At 47.4% G+C, this 21,375-nt stretch carries 38 protein-coding genes; 37 read left to right on the top strand and 1 reads right to left on the bottom strand.

The features are described 5' to 3' along the window. Positions 1-125 precede the first annotated feature (125 nt). From J7529_RS16115 to J7529_RS16100, 4 genes are read left to right on the top strand one after another with little or no spacing between them, the layout of a single operon-like run. Complete coding sequence (locus J7529_RS16115; RefSeq protein WP_318729832.1) at positions 126-380, top strand: type II toxin-antitoxin system ParD family antitoxin; 255 nt, start codon at positions 126-128, stop codon at positions 378-380. A 9-nt stretch (positions 381-389) separates the two neighbouring features. Beyond that, positions 390-689 carry a type II toxin-antitoxin system RelE/ParE family toxin gene (locus J7529_RS16110; RefSeq protein WP_318729831.1) on the top strand — a complete coding sequence of 100 codons (300 nt, stop codon included), beginning with the start codon at positions 390-392 and terminating at the stop codon, positions 687-689. A gap of 55 nt (positions 690-744) precedes the next feature. Beyond that, the gene (locus tag J7529_RS16105) at positions 745-1,128 is read left to right on the top strand and encodes a hypothetical protein (protein ID WP_318729830.1); all 384 of its coding nucleotides are present in this window, start codon (positions 745-747) and stop codon (positions 1,126-1,128) included. Continuing rightward, positions 1,071-1,586, top strand: coding sequence for a tetratricopeptide repeat protein (locus tag J7529_RS16100; protein WP_318729829.1), 516 nt, complete (start codon positions 1,071-1,073; stop codon positions 1,584-1,586). Before J7529_RS16105 ends, J7529_RS16100 begins: the two co-directional genes overlap by 58 nt. Here J7529_RS16100 and J7529_RS16095 read toward each other — a convergent pair. After that, entirely contained in the window at positions 1,526-1,765 is a 240-nt protein-coding gene (locus J7529_RS16095) for a hypothetical protein (protein WP_271938926.1), read from the bottom strand. The two genes, J7529_RS16100 and J7529_RS16095, sit on opposite strands and share 61 nt — an antisense overlap. A 125-nt stretch (positions 1,766-1,890) precedes the next feature. Between J7529_RS16095 and J7529_RS16090 the strand changes: the two genes are divergently transcribed. The 33 genes from J7529_RS16090 to prfA all read left to right on the top strand — a co-directional run bounded on the left by J7529_RS16090 (position 1,891) and on the right by prfA (position 21,370). Next, a complete protein-coding gene (locus J7529_RS16090) occupies positions 1,891-2,322 on the top strand; it encodes a hypothetical protein (protein WP_318729828.1) in 432 nt (143 codons plus the stop codon). Next, positions 2,304-3,668 (top strand): hypothetical protein, encoded by a 1,365-nt coding sequence (locus J7529_RS16085; RefSeq protein WP_318729827.1) that lies wholly within the window; start codon positions 2,304-2,306, stop codon positions 3,666-3,668. The genes J7529_RS16090 and J7529_RS16085 overlap by 19 nt, the downstream gene beginning before the upstream one ends. Before the next feature lie 393 nt (positions 3,669-4,061). Next, a complete protein-coding gene (rplC, locus tag J7529_RS16080; RefSeq protein ID WP_318729826.1) occupies positions 4,062-4,712 on the top strand; it encodes a 50S ribosomal protein L3 in 651 nt (216 codons plus the stop codon). Between the two features lie 66 nt (positions 4,713-4,778). Further along, positions 4,779-5,411 (top strand): 50S ribosomal protein L4, encoded by a 633-nt coding sequence (gene rplD / locus J7529_RS16075; protein ID WP_271938934.1) that lies wholly within the window; start codon positions 4,779-4,781, stop codon positions 5,409-5,411. Then, entirely contained in the window at positions 5,401-5,715 is a 315-nt protein-coding gene (locus tag J7529_RS16070) for a 50S ribosomal protein L23 (protein WP_271938935.1), read from the top strand. The genes rplD and J7529_RS16070 overlap by 11 nt, the downstream gene beginning before the upstream one ends. 13 nt (positions 5,716-5,728) lie before the next feature. After that, positions 5,729-6,592, top strand: coding sequence for a 50S ribosomal protein L2 (rplB, locus tag J7529_RS16065; RefSeq protein ID WP_271938937.1), 864 nt, complete (start codon positions 5,729-5,731; stop codon positions 6,590-6,592). Between the two features lie 101 nt (positions 6,593-6,693). After that, positions 6,694-6,972 carry a 30S ribosomal protein S19 gene (gene rpsS, locus J7529_RS16060; RefSeq protein ID WP_271938938.1) on the top strand — a complete coding sequence of 93 codons (279 nt, stop codon included), beginning with the start codon at positions 6,694-6,696 and terminating at the stop codon, positions 6,970-6,972. 61 nt (positions 6,973-7,033) lie between these two features. Further along, positions 7,034-7,396: a 50S ribosomal protein L22 gene (gene rplV / locus J7529_RS16055; RefSeq protein ID WP_271938940.1), complete on the top strand. Its 363-nt coding sequence runs from the start codon at positions 7,034-7,036 to the stop codon at positions 7,394-7,396. A 32-nt stretch (positions 7,397-7,428) separates the two neighbouring features. Beyond that, a complete protein-coding gene (gene rpsC, locus J7529_RS16050) occupies positions 7,429-8,160 on the top strand; it encodes a 30S ribosomal protein S3 (protein WP_318700782.1) in 732 nt (243 codons plus the stop codon). Between the two features lie 38 nt (positions 8,161-8,198). Further along, positions 8,199-8,615 (top strand): 50S ribosomal protein L16, encoded by a 417-nt coding sequence (rplP, locus tag J7529_RS16045; protein ID WP_271938943.1) that lies wholly within the window; start codon positions 8,199-8,201, stop codon positions 8,613-8,615. 5 nt (positions 8,616-8,620) lie between these two features. Then, positions 8,621-8,875: a 50S ribosomal protein L29 gene (rpmC, locus tag J7529_RS16040; protein WP_271938944.1), complete on the top strand. Its 255-nt coding sequence runs from the start codon at positions 8,621-8,623 to the stop codon at positions 8,873-8,875. Between the two features lie 3 nt (positions 8,876-8,878). Then, on the top strand, positions 8,879-9,121 hold the full coding sequence (gene rpsQ, locus J7529_RS16035) for a 30S ribosomal protein S17 (protein WP_271938945.1): 243 nt from the start codon (positions 8,879-8,881) through the stop codon (positions 9,119-9,121). A gap of 50 nt (positions 9,122-9,171) precedes the next feature. Then, positions 9,172-9,537 carry a 50S ribosomal protein L14 gene (gene rplN / locus J7529_RS16030; RefSeq protein ID WP_283755979.1) on the top strand — a complete coding sequence of 122 codons (366 nt, stop codon included), beginning with the start codon at positions 9,172-9,174 and terminating at the stop codon, positions 9,535-9,537. Beyond that, positions 9,537-9,887, top strand: coding sequence for a 50S ribosomal protein L24 (rplX, locus tag J7529_RS16025; RefSeq protein ID WP_271938947.1), 351 nt, complete (start codon positions 9,537-9,539; stop codon positions 9,885-9,887). Before rplN ends, rplX begins: the two co-directional genes overlap by 1 nt. A gap of 17 nt (positions 9,888-9,904) precedes the next feature. Next, positions 9,905-10,450 carry a 50S ribosomal protein L5 gene (rplE, locus tag J7529_RS16020; protein WP_318729825.1) on the top strand — a complete coding sequence of 182 codons (546 nt, stop codon included), beginning with the start codon at positions 9,905-9,907 and terminating at the stop codon, positions 10,448-10,450. 25 nt (positions 10,451-10,475) lie between these two features. Beyond that, positions 10,476-10,877: a 30S ribosomal protein S8 gene (gene rpsH, locus J7529_RS16015; RefSeq protein WP_271938952.1), complete on the top strand. Its 402-nt coding sequence runs from the start codon at positions 10,476-10,478 to the stop codon at positions 10,875-10,877. 73 nt (positions 10,878-10,950) lie between these two features. Further along, complete coding sequence (rplF, locus tag J7529_RS16010; RefSeq protein ID WP_271938954.1) at positions 10,951-11,514, top strand: 50S ribosomal protein L6; 564 nt, start codon at positions 10,951-10,953, stop codon at positions 11,512-11,514. A 2-nt stretch (positions 11,515-11,516) separates the two neighbouring features. Further along, entirely contained in the window at positions 11,517-11,882 is a 366-nt protein-coding gene (gene rplR / locus J7529_RS16005) for a 50S ribosomal protein L18 (RefSeq protein ID WP_271938956.1), read from the top strand. 18 nt (positions 11,883-11,900) lie between these two features. Continuing rightward, entirely contained in the window at positions 11,901-12,440 is a 540-nt protein-coding gene (gene rpsE, locus J7529_RS16000) for a 30S ribosomal protein S5 (protein ID WP_271938959.1), read from the top strand. A gap of 54 nt (positions 12,441-12,494) precedes the next feature. After that, positions 12,495-12,941, top strand: coding sequence for a 50S ribosomal protein L15 (gene rplO, locus J7529_RS15995; RefSeq protein ID WP_271938961.1), 447 nt, complete (start codon positions 12,495-12,497; stop codon positions 12,939-12,941). Between the two features lie 137 nt (positions 12,942-13,078). Continuing rightward, entirely contained in the window at positions 13,079-14,386 is a 1,308-nt protein-coding gene (gene secY, locus J7529_RS15990) for a preprotein translocase subunit SecY (RefSeq protein WP_318729824.1), read from the top strand. A 4-nt stretch (positions 14,387-14,390) separates the two neighbouring features. Further along, positions 14,391-14,951, top strand: coding sequence for an adenylate kinase (locus J7529_RS15985; RefSeq protein ID WP_271938965.1), 561 nt, complete (start codon positions 14,391-14,393; stop codon positions 14,949-14,951). 144 nt (positions 14,952-15,095) lie between these two features. Continuing rightward, complete coding sequence (gene infA / locus J7529_RS15980; protein WP_271938968.1) at positions 15,096-15,320, top strand: translation initiation factor IF-1; 225 nt, start codon at positions 15,096-15,098, stop codon at positions 15,318-15,320. Between the two features lie 88 nt (positions 15,321-15,408). Beyond that, positions 15,409-15,522: a 50S ribosomal protein L36 gene (rpmJ, locus tag J7529_RS15975; RefSeq protein ID WP_271938971.1), complete on the top strand. Its 114-nt coding sequence runs from the start codon at positions 15,409-15,411 to the stop codon at positions 15,520-15,522. Between the two features lie 106 nt (positions 15,523-15,628). Further along, the gene (rpsM, locus tag J7529_RS15970) at positions 15,629-16,012 is read left to right on the top strand and encodes a 30S ribosomal protein S13 (protein ID WP_271938974.1); all 384 of its coding nucleotides are present in this window, start codon (positions 15,629-15,631) and stop codon (positions 16,010-16,012) included. An 84-nt stretch (positions 16,013-16,096) separates the two neighbouring features. Beyond that, positions 16,097-16,486 carry a 30S ribosomal protein S11 gene (rpsK, locus tag J7529_RS15965; protein WP_271938977.1) on the top strand — a complete coding sequence of 130 codons (390 nt, stop codon included), beginning with the start codon at positions 16,097-16,099 and terminating at the stop codon, positions 16,484-16,486. A gap of 119 nt (positions 16,487-16,605) precedes the next feature. Next, positions 16,606-17,547, top strand: a complete 942-nt coding sequence (locus J7529_RS15960; protein ID WP_318700786.1) for a DNA-directed RNA polymerase subunit alpha — start codon at positions 16,606-16,608, stop codon at positions 17,545-17,547. A gap of 51 nt (positions 17,548-17,598) precedes the next feature. Next, entirely contained in the window at positions 17,599-17,988 is a 390-nt protein-coding gene (rplQ, locus tag J7529_RS15955; RefSeq protein WP_318700787.1) for a 50S ribosomal protein L17, read from the top strand. Positions 17,989-18,032: 44 nt separating this feature from the next. Then, positions 18,033-18,881 (top strand): tRNA pseudouridine(38-40) synthase TruA, encoded by an 849-nt coding sequence (truA, locus tag J7529_RS15950; protein WP_318729823.1) that lies wholly within the window; start codon positions 18,033-18,035, stop codon positions 18,879-18,881. 35 nt (positions 18,882-18,916) lie between these two features. Beyond that, positions 18,917-19,372: a 50S ribosomal protein L13 gene (gene rplM, locus J7529_RS15945; protein ID WP_271938987.1), complete on the top strand. Its 456-nt coding sequence runs from the start codon at positions 18,917-18,919 to the stop codon at positions 19,370-19,372. After that, a complete protein-coding gene (gene rpsI, locus J7529_RS15940; protein WP_318700790.1) occupies positions 19,372-19,788 on the top strand; it encodes a 30S ribosomal protein S9 in 417 nt (138 codons plus the stop codon). The genes rplM and rpsI overlap by 1 nt, the downstream gene beginning before the upstream one ends. Before the next feature lie 153 nt (positions 19,789-19,941). Beyond that, positions 19,942-20,169 (top strand): 50S ribosomal protein L31, encoded by a 228-nt coding sequence (rpmE, locus tag J7529_RS15935; protein ID WP_271938991.1) that lies wholly within the window; start codon positions 19,942-19,944, stop codon positions 20,167-20,169. Between the two features lie 100 nt (positions 20,170-20,269). Further along, the gene (gene prfA, locus J7529_RS15930; RefSeq protein ID WP_318729822.1) at positions 20,270-21,370 is read left to right on the top strand and encodes a peptide chain release factor 1; all 1,101 of its coding nucleotides are present in this window, start codon (positions 20,270-20,272) and stop codon (positions 21,368-21,370) included. Positions 21,371-21,375: the final 5 nt, after the last annotated feature.

Here is a 21,375-nt window from a genome sequence, read left to right as displayed (position 1 = left end):
ATTATCGATTTAAGCCAGAAGCCGGGTTTCTTGAGGAAATCCGGCTTCTCTGTGGGATGGGGGATGATACAGGGCGAAGCGCTGTAAAGTAATTAAGTAAGGAATCAAAAGTGGACCGTTACACCATGAGTATCCATCTCACTGCTGACCAAGAAGAATTCATTCAAACCAAGCTGGCCTCTGGGAAATATCAAACCTCTGAAGAAGTCATTTCCACTGCCTTACACCTGCTTGATGAATGGGAAAAAGCCCAAACCCAATGGCTGGAAGAGGTCACCTCCAAAATTGATGCAGCCGTATCTGCGTCTGAACATACACCACCCATTGATGGAGAATCGTTCATTGATGAGATTTTAGAGCGTCTGGGTCGAGCGCGTTAGGAGACCACGATGAACCGCTATACCCTCAATATTTTAGCAACCCAAGATCTCAATGAGATTGCGGAGTATTTTGCTAACTCGAATGTAGACGCAGGAGAAGAATTTTTTCTGGAGTTTAATCAGCGATGTAAACAACTGGTTGATTTTCCCTATTCAGGTAAAAGCTATGCAGATTTACGTCTTGGACTCCGAGGCTTATCATTCAAGGGTTATATTATCTTTTATCGAGTTTTGGAGGATGGGGTAGAAATCTTGCGAGTGTTGAGCGGTCGTCGGAATCTTCCTCAATTCTTTCAGGAATCTGAATAAGCTTATAGTCAGTAAAATAACAAATATCCCCCATTCCCCCATCTCCCCATCCCCCATGCTCCGCTTCCTCAACTGGCTCAAACGCCTCTTCAACCGGTGGTTCGGCAAAAAACGCCAACCCCCACAAACCGCCGCGCCACCGCCCCCTCCTGCGCGGGATAATGCCGAATGCGAAGCCGTATTCATGGAACTGTTGGAGGGAGTTGACCAAGGGTGGACAAGGGGCGAACGCTTCTTGATGCGTAAAAATATCTCCAAGGACACCCTGATCGCCTGGTTCCGGGACTTTGCCCAGCGCGTGCGGCAGAACCCAGAACAGCACCGGGAACTGGGGAGACGGTTGCAGAAACTGGGGAACTTGGCATGGGGGGAATCTCGCCAGTGGCGGCACGTTTGGCGCGGGAGTTGGTGGTGGTGGAGGAACCGAGAGCGGAAGTGATAGAGGCGGAGTTTGACGGGGATGGGTTGGGAACAGAGGAAAATGCACAAGCATTGCTCGACGAATCTATAAGACTATTCCAGCAAGGCGATCCATTAAGCGCTTTATCTTCCATCGGCAAAGCTGTTGAAATTGAACCGAAAAATGCTCAGATGTGGTATGCTCTGGGCGAGCTGTTAGGAATCTTAGGCAAAACAGAAGAGGAGATCGCCTCCTGGGACAGGGCAGTGGAGATAAAACCGGACTACCCTGAAGCTTGGTACAATCGGGGGGCGGCGCTGTGTGCGTTAGGCAGATATGAAGAAGCGATCGCCTCCTACGAGCGGGCAGTGACAATTAAACTGGACTACCCTGAAGTTTGGATCAACCGGGGAGAGGTTGCGATATCTCTCATGTGTTATTCTGGCCAATCACTTAACGCAGCTTCTGTTAATTCTTGGGTTTCCTGGCAGGTTTGATAAACTTCAGCATATAACCGTGCCGACTCTTCTAAATCGAGCGATTCGGACTCTAGTTCCTGACGCAAACGCTCGATCGCTCTACGCACCAATGCATCTTGGTCAGAAAATCCATAATCCCGATATTTCTGCAAAAATTGTGCGTGGGGTTCTTCCACCTCAATTCGTACTTGAACCATAAGCCAGTAAGAATGCTAACTCTGTTATTTTAATCTAAAACGCTAATATAAGTAAAGGGTGGTGCGTTACTACGAATCAACTAGCACAGAGCGCTATAATACGAGAATTTTTCCCCCGAACCGTCATGAATGATAGTCAACGCATCACCGCGATCGCTGTAATTGTGGCATTGGCTAACCAAAAAGCAACCCTATCTCCAGCGCTACAAACTGAACTGAAAAATATCCTTAACATTCAACCATTAAATTTTGGCACTCTGCATAACTTTGGCACTCAAATTCCTCTCAAATCTATCTATTTCCAAGCACGTCAACGCTTGCAAACTAAAGCCAGTCAAAGGACAAAAGGAGATTTGCCCATTCCAGGAGAAGCGGATGATTCTGATACTTCGTTGCTGATTAATTATATTACCCAGTTAGACGAGAAAAAGAATACCGAATTAGAGGAAGTCTTGCAAAATATCGCCCAATCTGAAGATATACGTGCTGCAGCCAGAGCAACCTTGACGATGACTGGCTTTCCCGGTAATCTATGGTCATGGATAAAACGCAACTGATTTACCCGAATCTAAATTTATTTCTCTATGACTTACGCTATGGATTAGGGAGCGATAAAGAGCAACTTCAGGAAAATCGCTTAGGTTTTTGGCGCAAAGTTGATCCGCAGTTAGATGTAGAAGAACGGGTCAGTCAGGAAAAGGACTATGAAAACAAAGATTTCGCTTGGTTTAAATTCCTGCAATTTGAGTTGCCTCTCGATGGTTTTTCTGCCCCCGCACAACTCCGGGATAGCTATGGTTTGTTGGTAAATTATTCGATAGATAAACAAGATAATAGGTCTGATTATTCGCCTCAAGATTACGATCAATTGCCTAATCTCAAGAATAGAATCCTAAAACACCTTGCCCATGGGCAAGATATCAGTCAATCGCAAAACTGCTACGGCACACTTGGCCAATCTTGGCTATTGTGGGCGCAAGTTTCCACAGATACAGATACAAAATCGGTGGCTGAAGCTTGCTGGGAAAAGTTGCGTCCAGATGACAACTGGGCGGCTAAACCCTGTTATCTGGGACATTGGAACGGTGCAGATATTTATGAGGTGCTGAGATTTCTGCAAAATTGGCAACAAAGTTGGCAAGAATTCCAGCAACACTATCATCATCTGGTGCTGGTTTTATTTCATCCCTCTGGCTCAATCGAAGCCCATCAGAACGTAATGCAAGTCCATTATGAAACGTTTCTCAAGCTGTTTTGTTTCCACAATAAAATGATATGGTCGTATTGGCGACATCAAGGGCAAGTCAAAATATTGCATGATGAATATGGCAAGCTAAAAAGTTTGATGAAAAATGTGCAAGATGGAAATCGGGAAACTCTAAAAGCGATGCGAGAAAACTTAAAGAAAAGCTTGCAGTTTTCCTCGACTTATGCTATAGGATTAAAAGATATCCAAGACCAAAAGCATACGATAACTGTGAATGCCCATAACCATGGGAAAATCTGGCAAGAATTTGGGCTAAATTCACCGCCACAAATTCGGGAATGGATAGAGGAAACCTATCTGAAACAAATTGAAGCGGACTATGACAGTTTAGCGCCAGTTCTACCGATGACGGAGAATTTGATGCGATCGCTAGAAGGTATGATTAACCTAGAGCAAACCGAGAGCGATCGCGAACTCAATGATAGGCTTCAAGCACTCCAAGTTTTTGGTGCAGCTCTAGCCGTTTCCAGCATTACCGCTACCCTAGTCTCGACTCAAGTACAAGAGCCAACACAATCGTCCGTTCCACCGCCACCAGGCTGGCCCTTCTGGTACATTATTCTATGGACTGTAGGGATGGGATATTTAGCAATGATTGGGGTACTTTGGGGGTTAAGAAAGGAGCGGAAGAAATAGCGATCACACGCTCCCCAAAAATCATTCTCACCCTATAGACAAACACTGCCAGATACTCTATAGTGGTATATTGTCGCCAAAAATAAGGTTGCTCACTTTTCGTGAGACCTTCTAGCGGAGACCCCAGTCGCCATAAGGAAACTGAGCCTTAGCGTGCTTAAGTCCAGGTGCTATAGATAAGGGTAACCAGTAATTCAAAACTTGGTTGTCTAAAGTGTTAAGGCCAATCCCCTTAATACGAATCTAAATAATTCAGCCAACTGCCTGAGTCTTGCTGTTGAAGTGAGGCTGGCATTTGTCTGAGTAACACTTAGGGAAAATTATAGATCCGGCCCATCCAATTAGGATGTGGCTTAATCGTTGTCTGTAAACAAAAAGGAGACTACCCAACCTGTGTCTGTAGGTATTCTCGGAACCAAACTCGGCATGACCCAAATCTTCGACATGGAAGAAGGAATCGCCATTCCGGTCACCGTTGTCCAAGCTGGGCCATGCACCATAACCCAAATCAAAACCCCAGAAACCGATGGCTATAGTGCCATCCAACTGGGCTATGATGCTGTACCGAAAAAGCGGCTCAACCGTCCAGAAGTTGGGCACTTAGAAAAATCGGGCGCTGTGGCAGGGGAAACTGGACTGCGGCATCTGCGAGAATATCGCAGCGATACCGTCAGCAGCTATGAACTCGGTCAAGAACTCAAAGCTGACTTTTTTACAGAAGGTCAACTGGTTGATGTCGTTGGTAAAAGTATCGGTCGCGGATTCGCCGGTTACCAAAAGCGCCATAACTTCCGCCGGGGGCCCATGTCCCACGGTTCAAAAAACCACCGCCTTCCTGGATCAACCGGAGCCGGAACCACCCCTGGACGAATTTATCCAGGGAAGAAAATGGCAGGACGTAAAGGCAATGCCCAAATCACGATCCGCAAACTGCAAGTCGTGCGGGTAGATGCCGATCGCAACCTACTGCTGATTAAAGGTTCAGTTCCTGGCAAACCCGGAACGCTCCTGAGTATCGCTCCAACCAATAAAGTGGGCGGCTGATCCATAAAGAAAGAGAGCCACTCTATCTAAGGGATCAAAGCAAGTAGAAAAGGAAAGATCGAAACTATGGTTAGTTGCGTAAGGAAAGACTGGCAAGGGTCAGAGGTGGGCGAAGCCAGCCTTGAACTCAAGGTCGCCAAAGAAGAAACGAGCGCTCACATTGTCCACCGGGCCCTCGTGCGTCAACTCAATAATGCCCGCCAAGGAACCGCTTGCAGCAAGACCCGCGCCGAAGTTAGAGGGGGCGGACGCAAGCCTTGGCGGCAAAAAGGAACCGGTCGCGCTCGTGCAGGTTCTATTCGTTCTCCCCTGTGGCGAGGGGGTGGGGTGATCTTCGGGCCCAAGCCCAGAAGTTATGAAACCAAGATGAACCGTAAAGAGCGGCGCTTGGCCTTAACTACTGCCTTAATGGGCAGAACCGATGACCTGATTGTAGTCGAAGAAATTGGCGACAACCTGGCTCGGCCCAAAACCCAAGAACTCCTAGGGGCGATTGGCCGTTGGGGAGCAGCAGAGACCGACAAAGTGCTGCTTATCATCCCCGAACGCCATGAAAACCTCTATTTGTCTGCTCGCAATGTCCCCAGACTGCGATTAATTCTTGCCGAGCAACTTAATGTCTACGACATCCTGAATGCAGACAAAATCATAGCCACCGGTTCCGCTCTCGAAAAAATCCAGGAGGTCTATGGTGAGTAACTCTACCATTTCAGGCAATCGCGCCCTACCTGACCTGATCCGCCGCCCGATCGTCACCGAAAAAGGAACTCGACTCTTAGAAGACAACAAATATGTCTTTGAAGTCCTTCCCCAGGCCACCAAGCCAGAAATTAAGGCGGCGATCGAAAGCCTATTTGAGGTCAAAGTGACCAAGGTAAACACCTATCGCGCCCCCCGTAAAAAACGGCGTGTAGGTCGCTTCACGGGATATAAAGCTCAATACAAACGAGCTGTAGTTACCCTATCCCCCGGCGACCAGATCATCTTGTTCCCAGAAGTGTAATTGATGAACTGTTATGGGCATTCGATCCTACAAACCCTATACCTCAAGTACCCGGCAGCAGAGTGTCTCTGATTTTGCGGAGATCACTAAAGATCGGCCAGAGAAATCCCTGATCAAGAAAAATCACCGGGTCAAAGGCCGGAATAACCGAGGGGTTATTACCTGTCGCCATCGGGGGGGCGGTCATAAGCGGCGCTATCGTCTGGTTGATTTCCGGCGGAATAAATTCAACGTTCCCGCCAAAGTTGCGGCGATCGAGTACGATCCCAACCGCAACGCTCGCCTAGCCCTGTTGTTTTACACCGATGGTGAAAAACGGTACATCCTCCATCCTAGAGGATTAGCCGTAGGCACAACTGTGATTTCCGGTGAAAACGTTCCCATTGAAGTCGGCAACTGTATGCCCTTGGGTAACATGCCCTTGGGAACCAGCGTTCATAACATTGAGCTCGTCTCCGGACGGGGTGGGCAAATTGTGCGTGCGGCTGGAGCTACGGCGCAAGTTGTCGCCAAAGAAGGGGACTATGTAACCCTGCGTTTACCCTCTACAGAAGTGCGGTTGGTGCGCAAAGAATGCTACGCCACCATTGGCCAAGTGGGCAACGTAGAAGCTCGTAATATCACCCTAGGAAAAGCTGGACGGACTCGGAGGAAAGGTCGTCGGCCTCAAGTGCGAGGTAGCGTCATGAACCCCGTGGATCACCCCCATGGTGGTGGTGAAGGACGGGCCCCCGTCGGTCGCAGTGGCCCTGTAACCCCTTGGGGTAAACCAGCCTTGGGTGCAAAAACACGGAAGAAACATAAATCTAGCGATCGCTTGATTGTACGTCGTCGTCGTCGGACTTCCAAGCGCGGTCGCGGAGGTCGTCAAGCCTAATCAATTAAAAATTAAAAATTAAAAATTAAAAAATGACTGTTTTTAGTTTTGGTTTTTAATGTTTTGATTGACTCCCCTGATTACATAACCTTGAAAGTCTTATGGCTCGTTCCTTAAAAAAAGGCCCCTTTGTTGCCGACCATCTGTTAACCAAAATTGAAAAACTCAATGATAGAGGCGAAAAACAAGTGATTAAAACTTGGTCTCGCCCCTCCACCATTGTGCCTCAGATGATTGGCCATACCATTGCTGTTCATAATGGCCGCCAGCATGTTCCCGTGTTTATCACAGAACAGATGGTCGGACATAAATTAGGAGAATTTGCTCCCACTCGAACCTATCGAGGCCATGCAAAGAGCGACAAAAAAGCTCGCCGATAATTAATATTCCCCCTAGGGATAATCGGTTTCCCCCTTATTGACTCAGGATGAAAGAAAAACGATGGCAATCGATACTTCTGTAGAAACTCGTGCGATCGCACGGTACATCCGTATGTCCCCCCATAAAGTCCGTCGAGTATTAGACCAAATTCGGGGAAAAACCTATCGGGATGCACTGATCGTACTCGAATTCATGCCCTACCGTGCCTGTCAACCCGTCTTAAAAGTGTTGCGATCGGCAGTCGCGAATGCGGAACATAACCAGGGACTCGACCCTAGAAGCCTAGTGATTAGCAAAGCCTTTGCTGACGCTGGCCCAGCCCTCAAGCGCTTTCGCCCTCGGGCCCAAGGACGGGCTTATCAAATTCGTAAACCCACCTGTCATATTACAGTAGCTGTTGCCCCAGAAGCGGCCAGCAGTTAGCTCAACCGTTGATTGATTGAGAGGATTACTCTGTGGGACAAAAAATACACCCAACTGGGTTTCGGCTAGGAATCACTCAAGAACACCGTTCTCGCTGGTTCGCGGATTCCAGACATTACCCAGGAATCTTACAAGAAGACTTTAAGATTCGTAAATATGTAGAAAAACAACTCAATAATGCCGGGATTTCCCAAGTCCGCATTGAGCGCAAAGCCGATCAGATCGACCTAGAAATCCATACCGCCCGTCCTGGTGTCGTCGTCGGTCGAGGGGGTCAAGGTATTGAGTCTCTACGCACTAACCTGCAAAAAGAAATTGGCGATAGCAATCGTCAAATTCGGATTAACGTCGTCGAAGTTACTCGTGTCGATGCTGATGCCGGTCTCCTGGCTGAATATATCGCCCAACAACTCGAACGTCGGGTATCCTTCCGCCGGGTTGTGCGCCAAGCCATCCAACGGGCCCAACGGGCAGGGGTTCAAGGGATCAAAATCCAAGTTAGTGGCCGTCTGAATGGAGCAGAAATTGCTCGGACAGAATGGACCAGAGAAGGACGAGTACCCCTGCATACCCTTCGGGCTGACATTGACTACGCTTACCGCACCGCTCAAACCATTTACGGGATCTTGGGCATTAAACTTTGGGTCTTTAAAGGAGAAATTATCCCTGGGCAAGAAGAAACTCCCCCACCTGGGCCAAGCCCCAACCGTCGTCGAGGAAATCGCCGTCGCCCCCAATTTGAAGACCGATCCAACGAGAACTAATCGTTATTGGTGACCCATTATTGAATTGAGTTCTGGTCATGTTAAGTCCAAGAAGAACAAAATTTCGCAAACAACACCGAGGTCGAATGCAAGGGTTGGCTTCCCGTGGGAACGTCATTAATTTTGGAGACTTTGGTCTTCAAGCCCTAGAACCTCATTGGATTACCTCCCGCCAAATTGAATCGGGTCGTCGAGCGATGACTCGGTATATCAAGCGGGGCGGGAAAATTTGGATTCGCATTTTCCCCGACAAACCGGTAACCATGCGCCCAGCCGAAACCCGGATGGGTTCCGGGAAAGGAAACCCAGAATATTGGGTAGCCGTAGTCAAACCCGGACGGATTATTTATGAAATTGCGGGTGTGCCAGAAGACATTGCCCGTGAAGCCATGCGTCTGGCTTCCCATAAATTTCCGATCAAGACTAAATTTTTGGTGCGTGATTCCCAAGGTTAGAGAAGATGCCATTACCTAAGATTGACGAGGTGAGAAACCTTACCGATGAGGAACTGGGCGAGCAGATTGTAGCCATTAAACGTGAATTATTTCAGTTGCGGCTCAAGCAAGCCACCGGCCAGGGAGAAATCAAACCTCATCAGTTCAAACACCTCAAACACCGCCAGTCGCAGCTCTTGATGGTTGAAAGGCAGAGGCAGTTGGCTCAAACCCAATCGCAAGACACGACGACACCTGTAGAGGACACAGAGGAGTCATAATCTATGCCTGTCAAAGAACGAGTGGGTACTGTAATTAGCAATAAAATGCAGAAGACCGTGGTGGTAGCGATTGAAAACCGCAGCGCCCACCCCAAATACGGTAAAACCGTAGTCAAAACCAAGCATTACAAAGCCCACGACGAAGACAACCAATGTAAAGAAGGCGATCGCGTCTTAATTAAAGAGTCTCGTCCCCTGAGTCGAACCAAACGTTGGACTGTCAGTGAGATCCTAGAATCTCGTTAGTGACTGTTTATGCAGAGCGTTGATTCCCTTTTTGATCCAGGAATAAACCTATGATTCAACAAGAATCCTATCTCAATGTAGCCGATAACAGTGGCGCTCGTAAGATCATGTGTATTCGGGTTCTCGGTGGCAACCGAACCTATGGTTGCATTGGCGACGAAATTGTTGCTGTCGTCAAAGATGCCAACCCCAATATGGCGATCAAAAAATCCGATGTGGTTCGCGCTGTAATTGTGAGAACTAAAAAAGGATTACGCCGCGACAGTGGCATGAGTATTCGCTTTGATGATAATGCTGCCGTCATTATTAACAAAGATGGCAACCCCAGGGGAACCCGTGTATTCGGCCCAGTGGCTCGTGAATTGCGAGATAAGAATTACACGAAAATCGTATCCCTAGCACCGGAGGTTCTGTAATGGCTAAAGCCGTAAAACAGAAATCACTTGCGACAAAAATGCATGTCAAAAAAGGCGATACCGTGCAAGTGATTGCGGGCAAGGATAAGGGAAAAGTTGGAGAAGTGCTTGAGGCGCTGCCCAAACTCAGTAAAGTCGTGGTTCAAAACGTGAATATTAGAACCAAACACGTTAAACCCAGACAAGAAGGAGAATCGGGACAAATCAAGACCTTTGAAGCTCCCATCCATAGCTCGAATGTAATGCTCTATTCCACCAAAGAAAAAGTAGCCTCTCGTGTCTCCTATACCGTTAATGAAGACGGAAAGAAGGTACGGATGCTCAAAAAAACTGGGGAAATCATTGATTAAGTTGGCAGGAAATCGCTATGGTACAACCCCTTAAAACCCGATATCAAGAAAAAATTGTTCCCAAACTGATGGAGCAATTTGGGTACACGAATATTCATCAAGTACCCAAAATCGAAAAAGTAACCCTTAACCGAGGACTTGGAGAAGCATCTCAAAATGCCAAATCTCTAGAAGCCTCCCAAAAGGAATTGGCGATCATTACTGGACAAAAACCGGTAGTGACTCGTGCGAAAAAGGCGATCGCTGGATTCAAAATTCGGAAAGGAATGCCCATTGGCATCATGGTCACCCTACGCAGTGATCGCATGTATGCGTTCCTAGACCGATTAATGAACTTGGCTCTGCCCCGTATTCGGGACTTTCGAGGCGTTAGCCCCAAGAGTTTCGATGGACGCGGGAACTATAATCTCGGTCTGCGGGAGCAGCTCATTTTCCCCGAAATAGAATATGACAAAATTGACCAAATTCGAGGGATGGATGTTGCTATTACTACAACCGCTCAATCCGATGAAGAAGGACGCGCCTTACTGCGGGAAATGGGAATGCCTTTCCGGGAAAACTAAAGGAGTTTTATCGAGAGAGTAAACGATGGCCGTAAACGACACGATCGCGGATATGCTCACGCGCCTTCGCAATGCGAACTTAGCGCGGCATCAAACCACTCAAGTTCCATCCACTAAACTCACCCGGAGTATTGCCCAAGTCTTAAAAGATGAAGGCTTTATTTCCGATTTTGAGAATGTGGGGGAAGGAGTCAAAACCCAGCTCCGGATTGCCCTCAAATATAAAGGCAAAAACCGAAGCCCAATTATCAGCAAACTCGAACGGGTCAGTCGTCCCGGTCTGAGGGTTTATAAAAATCGCAAGGAACTCCCCCGCGTTTTAGGTGGGATTGGAATTGCCATTATTTCGACCTCCCATGGCATTATGACTGACCGTGAAGCCCGTCGCCAAGGTATTGGTGGTGAAGTGCTTTGCTATGTTTGGTAGCTTTGAATTGACGATTGCTCCAGAGCAAGCATCAATGATTAGACCCATGAACAAGGACAACAAGTAAAAGATTATGTCTCGAATTGGTAAACGTCCTATTAATATTCCTGACAAAGTAACGGTTACCCTTAATGGTCAACAAGTCTCTGTCAAAGGGCCAAAAGGACAGCTAGAGCGCATCTTGCCTTCAGAAGTCACGATTGAACAAGACAACAATACCTTAATTGTGAAACGGCGCAATGACTCCCGTAAATGTCGGGCGGCTCATGGTTTATGCCGTACCCTCGTCTTCAATATGGTGGAAGGGGTATCCAAGGGCTTTGAAAAACGCCTGGAACTGCAAGGGGTAGGCTATCGGGCCCAAGCTAAGGGCAAAGCCTTAACCTTAAATGTGGGATATAGCAAACCCGTAGATGTTGACCCTCCAGACGGGATCAATTTTGCTGTGGTCGATAATACCGGCAAAGCAGTTAATCAAGGCACTTTTGTGGTGATTAGCGGCATCGATAAAGAAGTGGTGGGCAATACTGCCGCCAAAATTCGCGATGTTCGTCCTCCCGAAGTCTATAAGGGTAAAGGCATTCGCTATCAGGGCGAAATCGTCAGACGTAAAGCGGGTAAGGCAGGTAAGAAATAACCATGAAACGAACCAGACAAGAATTTCGGCAGCGTAGACACAATCGCATTCGCAAGTCAGTCAGCGGAACGACTGAGCGTCCCCGGTTAGCGGTGTTTCGCTCCAATCAGCATATCTATGCTCAGGTCATTGATGATACCCAACATCATACCCTGGCGGCAGCTTCCACAATGGAATCAGAAATCAAATCTGCATTGAATGCTGCGGGTAGAACTTGTGAAGCGTCTGCCCAAGTGGGTAAGGCGATCGCCGAACGAGCCATCAATAAAGGGGTTTCCAAAGTGGTGTTCGACCGAGGTGGAAATTTGTACCATGGCCGCGTTAAAGCCTTAGCCGATGCGGCCCGTGAAGCTGGATTAGACTTTTAGCATAAACCCACAAAAACCATGGAAGAAAAAGAAAAGAAAGGCAAATCTCGCAAAGCCAACCGCAATCGGGAAAAAGAAAGTGAATGGCAAGAGCGGGTGGTGCAAATCCGCCGGGTGACCAAGGTGGTCAAAGGGGGTAAAAAATTAAGCTTCCGGGCGATCGTTGTTGTCGGCAATGAGCGCGGGCAAGTCGGTGTAGGTGTGGGTAAAGCTAGCGATGTCATCGGAGCGGTGAAAAAAGGAGTCGCTGATGCCAAAAAACACCTGATTACCGTACCCCTAACCAAATCGAACTCCTTACCCCATCCGTCCACCGGAGAAGCCACGGGCGCTAGAGTAATGATGCGTCCAGCCGCTCCCGGTACTGGGGTAATTGCTGGGGGTTCAGTGCGTACCGTACTAGAACTGGCAGGAGTTCAGAATGCTCTAGCCAAACAACTCGGTTCCAATAACCCCCTCAATAATGCAAGGGCAGCCGTTGATGCCTTGTCTAGCCTCCGTACCTTTGCGGACGTAGCCCAAGAACGGGGCATTGAGATCGAAAAACTTTATGTCTAGCGCCCAAGAAGGGACTAACCAGAGAGTAAACCGGTAAGCGCAAGGATAAATACCATGAGATTAGAAGATGTTGCACCTCAAAAAGGTTCCCGTAAACGCCGCCGTCGCGTCGGTCGGGGAATCTCGGCAGGTCAGGGTGCCAGTTGCGGCTTTGGAATGCGGGGACAAAAGTCTCGTTCCGGTCGTGGAACTCGTCCTGGGTTTGAAGGGGGACAAATGCCCCTGTATCGCCGTGTACCCAAACTGAAGCACTTTACAGTTATTAACAAACAACAGTACACTACGGTTAACATTCGTCAACTGGCTTCTCTCCCAGCTAATACTGAAGTGACTTTAGACTCATTGATGGACGCAGGAATTGTAACCACCAATGACGGCCCCTTGAAAATCTTGGGAGATGGAGAAATTAGCGTAGCTCTGCAAGTGAAAGCAGCTCAATTTACTGCTAATGCTCGCACTAAACTCGAAGGCGCTGGAGGGAGTTGCCAGGTTTTAGAATAAAGCGCTTTTCGCTTCGCGGACATGCGCTAGGCAAAAGGCAAAAAGCAAAAGCAAAAAGCTTCATCGCCTAAGACCATTAAGTTGGAAATTGCCCATGTTCACCCACCTATTTACCGTCGTCATCGAGGTATCCCTTAATGACCGTTAGTCGAGACAAAACCCCAAGCGCTCAAGAAACGTTTATCCAGATGGCTCAAGCAGCCGGCCTTAGAGGTCGGTTGCTCGTTACTCTGGGCTTATTAATTTTGGCTAGATTAGGGGTTTATATCCCCGTCATTGGCATTGACCGACAACAATTTAGCCGCAATATTGAAGGCAGTCCAGTTATTGGATTATTAGACCTATTTTCCGGTGGTGGGATTTCTCAACTGGGTGTTTTTGCCCTGGGTATCCTTCCCTTTATTAATGCCTCCATCATTATCCAATTACTCACTGCTGCTCTGCCCTCATTGGAAGATTTACAGAAAAATGAGGGAGAAGCCGGACGGCGTAAACTTTCCCAAATTACCCGCTATGTTGCTCTAGGATGGTGCATCCTTCAGAGTGTGGGGATTGGGTTATGGTTAAATAGCGCTCCTGGAGTGGCCTTAAATCCAGGGCCAACTTTTGTGATCCAAACCGTTTTAGCCTTAAGTGCTGGCTCCATGTTAGTCATGTGGTTTGGAGAAGTGATTACTGAGCGAGGTATCGGCAACGGTGCGTCGTTACTGATTTTTGTCAATATTGTTTCTACGTTACCCCGATCCATTGGCCAAACCATCGAGTTAGCTTCTAGTGGAGATAGCAGCATTGTTGGACGCACCGTGATTTTGGTCATGGTCTTCCTAGTGATGATTGTCGGTATTGTGTTTGTTCAGGAAGGAACACGCCGAATTCCCATTATTTCCGCTCGCCGTCAAGTGGGTCGAAAACTGTATTTGGAAAAAAGTAGCTATCTTCCCTTGCGATTAAATCAAGGTGGAGTGATGCCGATTATTTTTGCTTCCGCCGTCTTGATTTTGCCGGTGACTTTGGCTGAGTTAACAGGTAGTTCAGCGATTGTTAGTGTAGTTCAATATCTGAGTCCAGGAGGAGCGTTATATATTCCGTTCTACTTGACCATGATTCTGTTTTTTAGCTATTTCTATGCTTCCCTGATTATGAATCCTGTGGATGTAGCTCAAAACCTGAAAAAAATGGGTTCGAGTATCCCTGGCATTCGTCCTGGAAAAGCAACGAGTGAGTATATCGAACGGGTTCTGAATCGGTTGACGTTCTTAGGAGCTGTGTTTTTAGGCATTGTGGCTATTGTGCCTACAGTGGTTGAAGGCTTGACCCGCGTCCCAACATTTCAAGGATTAGGCGCAACCTCCCTACTGATTTTAGTTGGGGTGGCGATTGACACCGCGAAGCAAATTCAAACCTATGTGATTTCTCAACGTTATGAAGGGATGGTGAAACAGTAGTGTCATGTCAAGGTTGATTTTTATTGGCCCCCCAGGTTCTGGGAAGGGAACCCAAGCCGCAGAACTCTCAAAACGAGAGAAGATTCCCCATATTTCTACTGGGGAGATTCTCCGTAATAGTGTGGCGAACAAAACTGATTTGGGGTTAAAAGCTAAGTACTATATGGATCAAGGGTCTTTGGTTCCCGATCAGTTAGTCTTCGATTTAGTGGAGGAGCGGTTAAGTCAAGAAGATGCCCAAAATGGGTGGATTTTAGATGGTTTTCCCCGTAACAGTTCCCAGGCGGAGACATTTCAGCAAATGTTGTATGCCAAAAATAGAGATTGTGATTATGCCATTTTTTTAGAAGTGCCAGACGCAATTTTAATTGAGCGGCTTTTGTTGAGAGGACGGGCTGATGATACAGCCGAGACGATTCGCCATCGCTTAGATGTTTATCAAGAGGAGACTCAACCTTTGATTGATTTCTATGGCGCTCGAGGTAAACTGAGGCGGATTCGGGGAAATCAGCCCGTCGAGAAGGTGACTCAGGATTTACAACATGCTTTGACAACGGGACATTAGCGGTTGGTTAACCGATAACAAGATAGAGTTTGACAAAAAAAAATTGATAAGATATGTAAAGACCCCGAAAATTCTGTTTTCGGGGCATAGTTATGGGACGTAGATTCCTGTACTAAAAACCTGTTGAATTGAGGATAGATTACATTGGCTAAACAAGATTTGATTGAAATGGAAGGGCAAGTTACAGAATCTTTGCCTAATGCCATGTTTCGGGTAGACCTGGATAACGGGTTTAATGTGTTAGCTCATATTTCGGGCAAAATCCGTCGGAACTATATCAAAATTCTGCCGGGCGATCGCGTGAAAGTTGAATTAACTCCCTATGATTTAACCAAAGGGAGAATCACTTATCGATTGCGTAAGAAATAGAGGAATCCTAATATATCCCTCGTCTGGTTTGACAAAACCGAAGTAAAACTGATAAGATGTTATATTTGTAGACATTCAAAAATAGGGCATGAAAGTCCGAGCATCCGTCCGGAAAATGTGTGAGAAATGCCGAGTTATCCGCCGTAAAGGTCGGGTAATGGTGATCTGTTCTAACCCAAAACATAAGCAACGTCAAGGTTAACTTCAACCCCAGACCTGAATCAATTGGGATTACGTTTTAGAGTGGATCGATTCTCCCCCTAGGGAGATGACCTAAGTTAAGTTGTTCAAGACGAGGGAGAAAAAGTGTGGCCAGAATAGCTGGTGTAGACCTACCGCGAGATAAGCGCATAGAAATAGGTCTAACCTACATCTATGGGATCGGCTTAAGCCGTTCCCAAAAGATATTAGCGGATACTGGAGTAAATCCAGATACAAGAGTTAAAGATTTAACCGATGCGGATATTGTTGCCTTAAGAGGTACGGTAGAAAGCCAATATCAAATCGAAGGGGATCTCAGACGTTGGGAGGCAATGAATATCAAGCGTCTGATGGACATTGGAACCTATCGGGGCAGACGGCATCGTATGGGATTACCCGTACGGGGACAACGAACCCGCACCAATGCCCGTACCCGTCGTGGAGTCCGCCGCACAGTAGCTGGGAAGAAAAAAGCAGCCGCTAAGAAATAACCTGCTGTTGGATGCGATCGCCCAGATTGGGATTAGTCCATTAAAGACCTTTGAGATCAAGATACATAGAGTGCAACCTAAATTATGGCACGACCGAAGAAAACAGGCCCTAAAAAGCAAAAGCGAAATATTCCTAATGGTGTAGCTCACATTCAATCGACGTTCAACAACACGATTGTCTCCATTACTGCTCCGAACGGAGATGTAATTTCTTGGGCTTCAGCCGGATCGAGTGGATTTAAGGGAGCCAAAAAAGGAACCCCCTTTGCGGCTCAGACAGCCGCTGATAGTGCTGCTCGTCGGGCGATCGACCAAGGAATGCGGCAAATTGAAGTTATGGTGAGTGGCCCAGGATCGGGGCGAGAAACTGCCATCCGTGCCCTACAAGGTTCCGGATTGGAAATTACCCTCATTCGAGATGTAACCCCCATTCCACATAATGGGTGTCGTCCTCCAAAACGGCGGCGGGTGTAAGGATCGTTCCCATTCTGCAACGAATGTAGATAAGACGACCTCACCCCATTCAATAACAGAAAAAAGCTAGGAAGGTCATGTGTCGCCCTCCTAGAAACCAGGCGAAGGGAGGTGGCTCTGTGGGGCAGTTTCAAGTTGAATGTGTTGAAAGTTATACCGAAAAAGATCAAAGTCAGTACAGCCGATTTATTCTAGAACCCCTAGAAAGAGGTCAAGGAACCACAGTAGGCAATGCCCTTAGACGGGTATTGCTTTCTAACCTAGTGGGAGCAGCAGTGACCTCGGTAAGGATTGAGAAAGTAAACCATGAGTTTGCAACCATCAAAGGCGTTCGGGAAGATGTACTCGAAATCTTACTGAACATGAAGGAAATCATTGTTAAAAGCTACTCGAATCAACCCCAAATTGGCCGTTTAGTGGCTACGGGGCCAAAAACCGTGCAAGCGAGCGACTTTGATTTACCGTCAGAAGTGGAATTAGTTAATGGGACTCAGAAGGTAGCTACCCTATCAGAGGATGCAACCTTAGAAATGGAGTTTCGGATTGAAACGGGTACAGGCTACCGATCGGTAGACCGTAGTCGTCAAGATCCGACCGCCTTGGACTTTCTCCAGATTGATGCAATTTTTATGCCCGTATCTAAAGTCAATTATATGGTGGAAGATGCGCGGGTTGGGGGTTCCTTAGAACAAGACCGACTGATTCTTGATGTTACGACTAATGGGAGTATTACTCCTCAAGAAGCCCTATCTCAAGCATCAAACATATTGGTCGATTTATTTAGTCCTCTCAAAGATATTACCTTTGAGCCACTCAAGGACGAGCCAGAACTGACTGATGATCCCAACAGTCAGATCCCGATTGAAGAATTACAGTTATCGGTGAGAGCTTACAACTGTCTCAAACGAGCGCAGATTAATAATGTATCAGATCTACTAGATTACACCCAAGAAGATTTGCTCGAGATCAAGAACTTTGGAGCTAAATCGGCTGAAGAAGTGATTGAAGCCTTGCAACAGCGGCTAGGGATTACTCTGCCCCATGAAAAGGCCAAATCCTAACTGAGGCCAGGGGTTAAATCTTGTCTAAACTTTGAAACGTGGAAAAGTGTTATGCGTCATCGTTGTCGTGTCCCCAAGTTGGGAAAACCTGCTGACCAGCGTAAGGCTCTCCTGAGATCCTTAGCGACTGAGTTAATCCGTCATGGTCGGATTAAGACCACGAAAACACGGGCGAAAGCTGTCCGTAGTGAAGTGGAAAAAATGATTACCCTGGCGAAAAGTGGAACTCTAGCTGCCCGTCGCCAGGTTTTGGGCTATCTATACCTGAGTGGCAGCCCAGACCGCAAAGAACATATGCTGAAGAAAAAGCAATTGGTTCATGCGCTGTTTGAACAAGTGCCCGATCGCTATGCCGATCGCCAAGGTGGATATACTCGCATTCTGCCCACCGTTCCTCGTCGAGGGGACAATGCAGAAATGGCGATTATTGAATTAGTCTAAGTCGAACCCTAAATCTAGGCGAGGGGAAAGACAGGGGAGTAAAAATGAAATCCCGTTGGCAACTCAAAGACTCGGACAACTTGACCGATGAGCGTCAACGCATTGCTCTAGTCATTCAGTACCTGGGAACCCATTTCCACGGTTGGCAGCGGCAAGGAAAAGGCGAACGGACGGTACAAGAGGAACTGGAGGCGGCGATCGCCTCGGTAACCAACCAGCGAGTTCCCGTAGTGGCTGCGGGTCGAACCGATACCGGAGTCCATGCAGCCGCTCAAGTCGCCCACTTCGATGTCTCTGGGCCTATTCCCCCTGAACGGTGGGCAACTATTCTCAATAGTCGGTTACCCGAAGATATTCTAATTCGAGGTTCTGCTCAGGTTGCCCCCACTTGGCACGCCCGGTTTTCCGCCCTTTGGCGACGGTATCGATATACCCTCTATACCCATGCCAACCCCAACCTATTTGTGCGCAACCTGACTTGGCATTATTATTATCAACCTCTGGATGCCAACCGCATTCAAGCCGCCCTCGACCCCTTACTCGGTCGTCATCACCTATCTGCCTTTCATCGGGCAGGATCGAGTCGGACCCACTCCTGGGTAGACATTCAAACTGCCCAATGCACCACCCAAGAGCCATTTCTAGCGATAGAAGTCCAAGCCAATGGATTTCTCTATGGGATGATGCGGCTTCTAGTGGGATTATTGGTCAAAGTCGGTATCGCGGAAATAACCCCCACAGAATTCACCCATCTGTGGCAAGAGGAACAGCGAGATTTGGTCAAATACGCAGCTCCAGCCCAAGGCTTATGCTTACTGCGCGTCGGCTACCCAGACCCTCCCTTTCCCCCAGAAGTTTGGTTTGACACCCAACCCCAATTTAAATTGGGTTAAACCAAATCGCCCTCTATCAAAACCAACCATTCATTATGACTAAAACCTACTTACCTTCTCAAGAGAGTCTCGACCGTAAATGGTATGTGGTCGATGCTGATGGCCAGCGTCTTGGCCGTTTAGCGACAGAAGTGGCCAATATCTTACGAGGCAAAAATAAACCCACGTTTACCCCCCATATGGATGTTGGGGATTTTGTGGTTATTATCAACGCTGAAAAAATCCAGGTGACGGGTAAAAAGCGGGATCAAAAACTCTATCGCCGCCATTCTGGTCGTCCGGGGGGAATGAAAACTGAGACCTTTGCCAAATTGCAAGGGCGAATTCCCGAGCGTATTCTGGAAAAAGCAGTGAAAGGAATGCTGCCTAAAAATGCTCTAGGACGCAAGCTGTTTACCAAGTTAAAAGTTTATGCGGGGCCAAAACATCCCCATGAGGCACAAACCCCCCAAGTCTTAGAATTGAAAACTGTACCAGAAGGAGATAACTAATGCAAGCTACTGAGAATCAAAACGATCGGGCTGTTTATTGGGGAACCGGACGTAGAAAGTCGTCTATTGCTCGCGTACGCTTGGTTCCCGGCCAAGGGGAGATGAAAATTAATGGCAAACCTGGGGATTTGTATCTCCAGTTCAATCCCCAATATCTGTCAGCAGCTAAAGCGCCTCTGGAAACCTTGGGTCTGGAAAATGACTATGACATTCTAGTGAATGTTACAGGGGGCGGATTAACGGGACAAGCGGATTCGATTCGTTTGGGTGTGGCGAGAGCTTTATGCGAGCTAGATCCAGATAATCGTCAACCTTTGAAGAGCGAAGGGTATCTTACCCGCGATCCGAGGGCAAAGGAGCGGAAAAAATATGGTTTACGCAAAGCTAGAAAAGCTCCTCAATACTCGAAACGGTAAGGGTAGGGGTGGGTTTCCCTCATCCCCCGACCCCTTCTCCCGCAGGAGAAGGGGAGAAAGTTCCTTTCCTGTGGGAGGGAAGCAATTGCAATTCAATATATAATAGGGTTTAAACCCGCTTAGTTGTTAGTGTTTTTGTAAAGTGTAATCATCATGCCTAAATCTGATATTCACCCCCAATGGTATCCAGAAGCTAAAGTATATTGTAATGGCGAGTTTGTAATGACCGTGGGTTCGACTCAGCCAGAACTTCATGTGGATGTCTGGTCTGGAAATCATCCGTTTTATACAGGAACTCAGAAAATTATTGACACTGAAGGACGGGTGGAACGATTCCAGAAACGGTATAACTGGATGGGAAGTACAGGTAACAAGAAGTAGCAGCTATTGCGATTGGTCTTTGTGGGTTGTAGGGGTTTAAACCTACGGTCCATGTATCACTCCCCTGCTGTAAACAACCTAAATCTTGGACACTAGAACAATGGCTGAAGCATATCTTCTTGACAAACTTACTTCTGTTGAACAAACATTTAACGAATTGACTCGTCGGTTAGCCGATCCAGATATTGCCACGAATCCAGAAGAGGTGCAACGGGTGGCTAAAGCTCGTGCGTCTCTGGAGGAAGTGGTGAATACTTATGAGATCTGGAAAAAGGCTCAAGACGAGTTGATGGGAGCTAGAGAAATTTATAAGGAGTCGAGCGGCGATCGCGAGTTGCAAGAGATCGCTGCATTGGAAGTGCAAGAGTTAGAGACGAAAATCGATCAGTTAGAGCATCGGTTGACGATTTTATTGCTGCCCCGCGACCCCAACGATGATAAAAATATTATGTTGGAAATCCGTGCAGGAACGGGGGGCGATGAGGCCAGTATTTGGGCGGGAGATCTCTTAAGAATGTATTCCCGCTATTTGGAGATGCAAGGATGGAAGAAAGAACTGGTGAGTGAATCTCCAGCGGAGATGGGTGGATTTAAGCAAGCGATCCTCGAGGTGAAAGGGGAGCAGGTTTATAGTAAGCTCAAGTTTGAAGCGGGCATTCACCGGGTGCAACGGGTTCCGGTGACGGAAACGGGAGGACGAGTCCATACCTCAACGGCGACGGTGGCAATTATGCCGGAAGTGGATGAGGTAGAAGTTGAAATTGATGCTAAGGACGTAGAGATTAGTACAGCTCGTTCCGGTGGTGCAGGTGGACAAAATGTAAACAAAGTGGAAACGGCGGTGGACTTATTCCATAAGCCAACGGGAATTCGGGTATTTTGTACGGAAGAGCGATCGCAGTTGCAAAACCGAGAACGGGCGATGCAAATTTTGCGAGCCAAGTTGTATGAAATGAAGCTGCAAGAACAACAGGATGCCGTTACGGATATGCGGCGATCGCAGGTCGGGACGGGTTCGCGATCGGAAAAAATCCGTACCTACAACTACAAAGATAACCGGATTACCGATCACCGCCTGGGTCAAAACTTTGTTTTGGGAAGTGCGTTAGAAGGTAATATTGAAAACTTAATTCAGGCGTGCATCACTCAAGATCAGCAATTCCGTTTAGAAGAACTAGCCAATCAAACTGTTCAAACTTAGAAATG

The sequence above is a fragment of the Roseofilum sp. Guam genome, from assembly GCF_017746735.1.
GTDB lineage: Bacteria > Cyanobacteriota > Cyanobacteriia > Cyanobacteriales > Desertifilaceae > Roseofilum > Roseofilum reptotaenium.
Note: the sequence above shows the minus strand (reverse complement) of the source record. Positions and strands in the feature narration are given on the sequence as shown.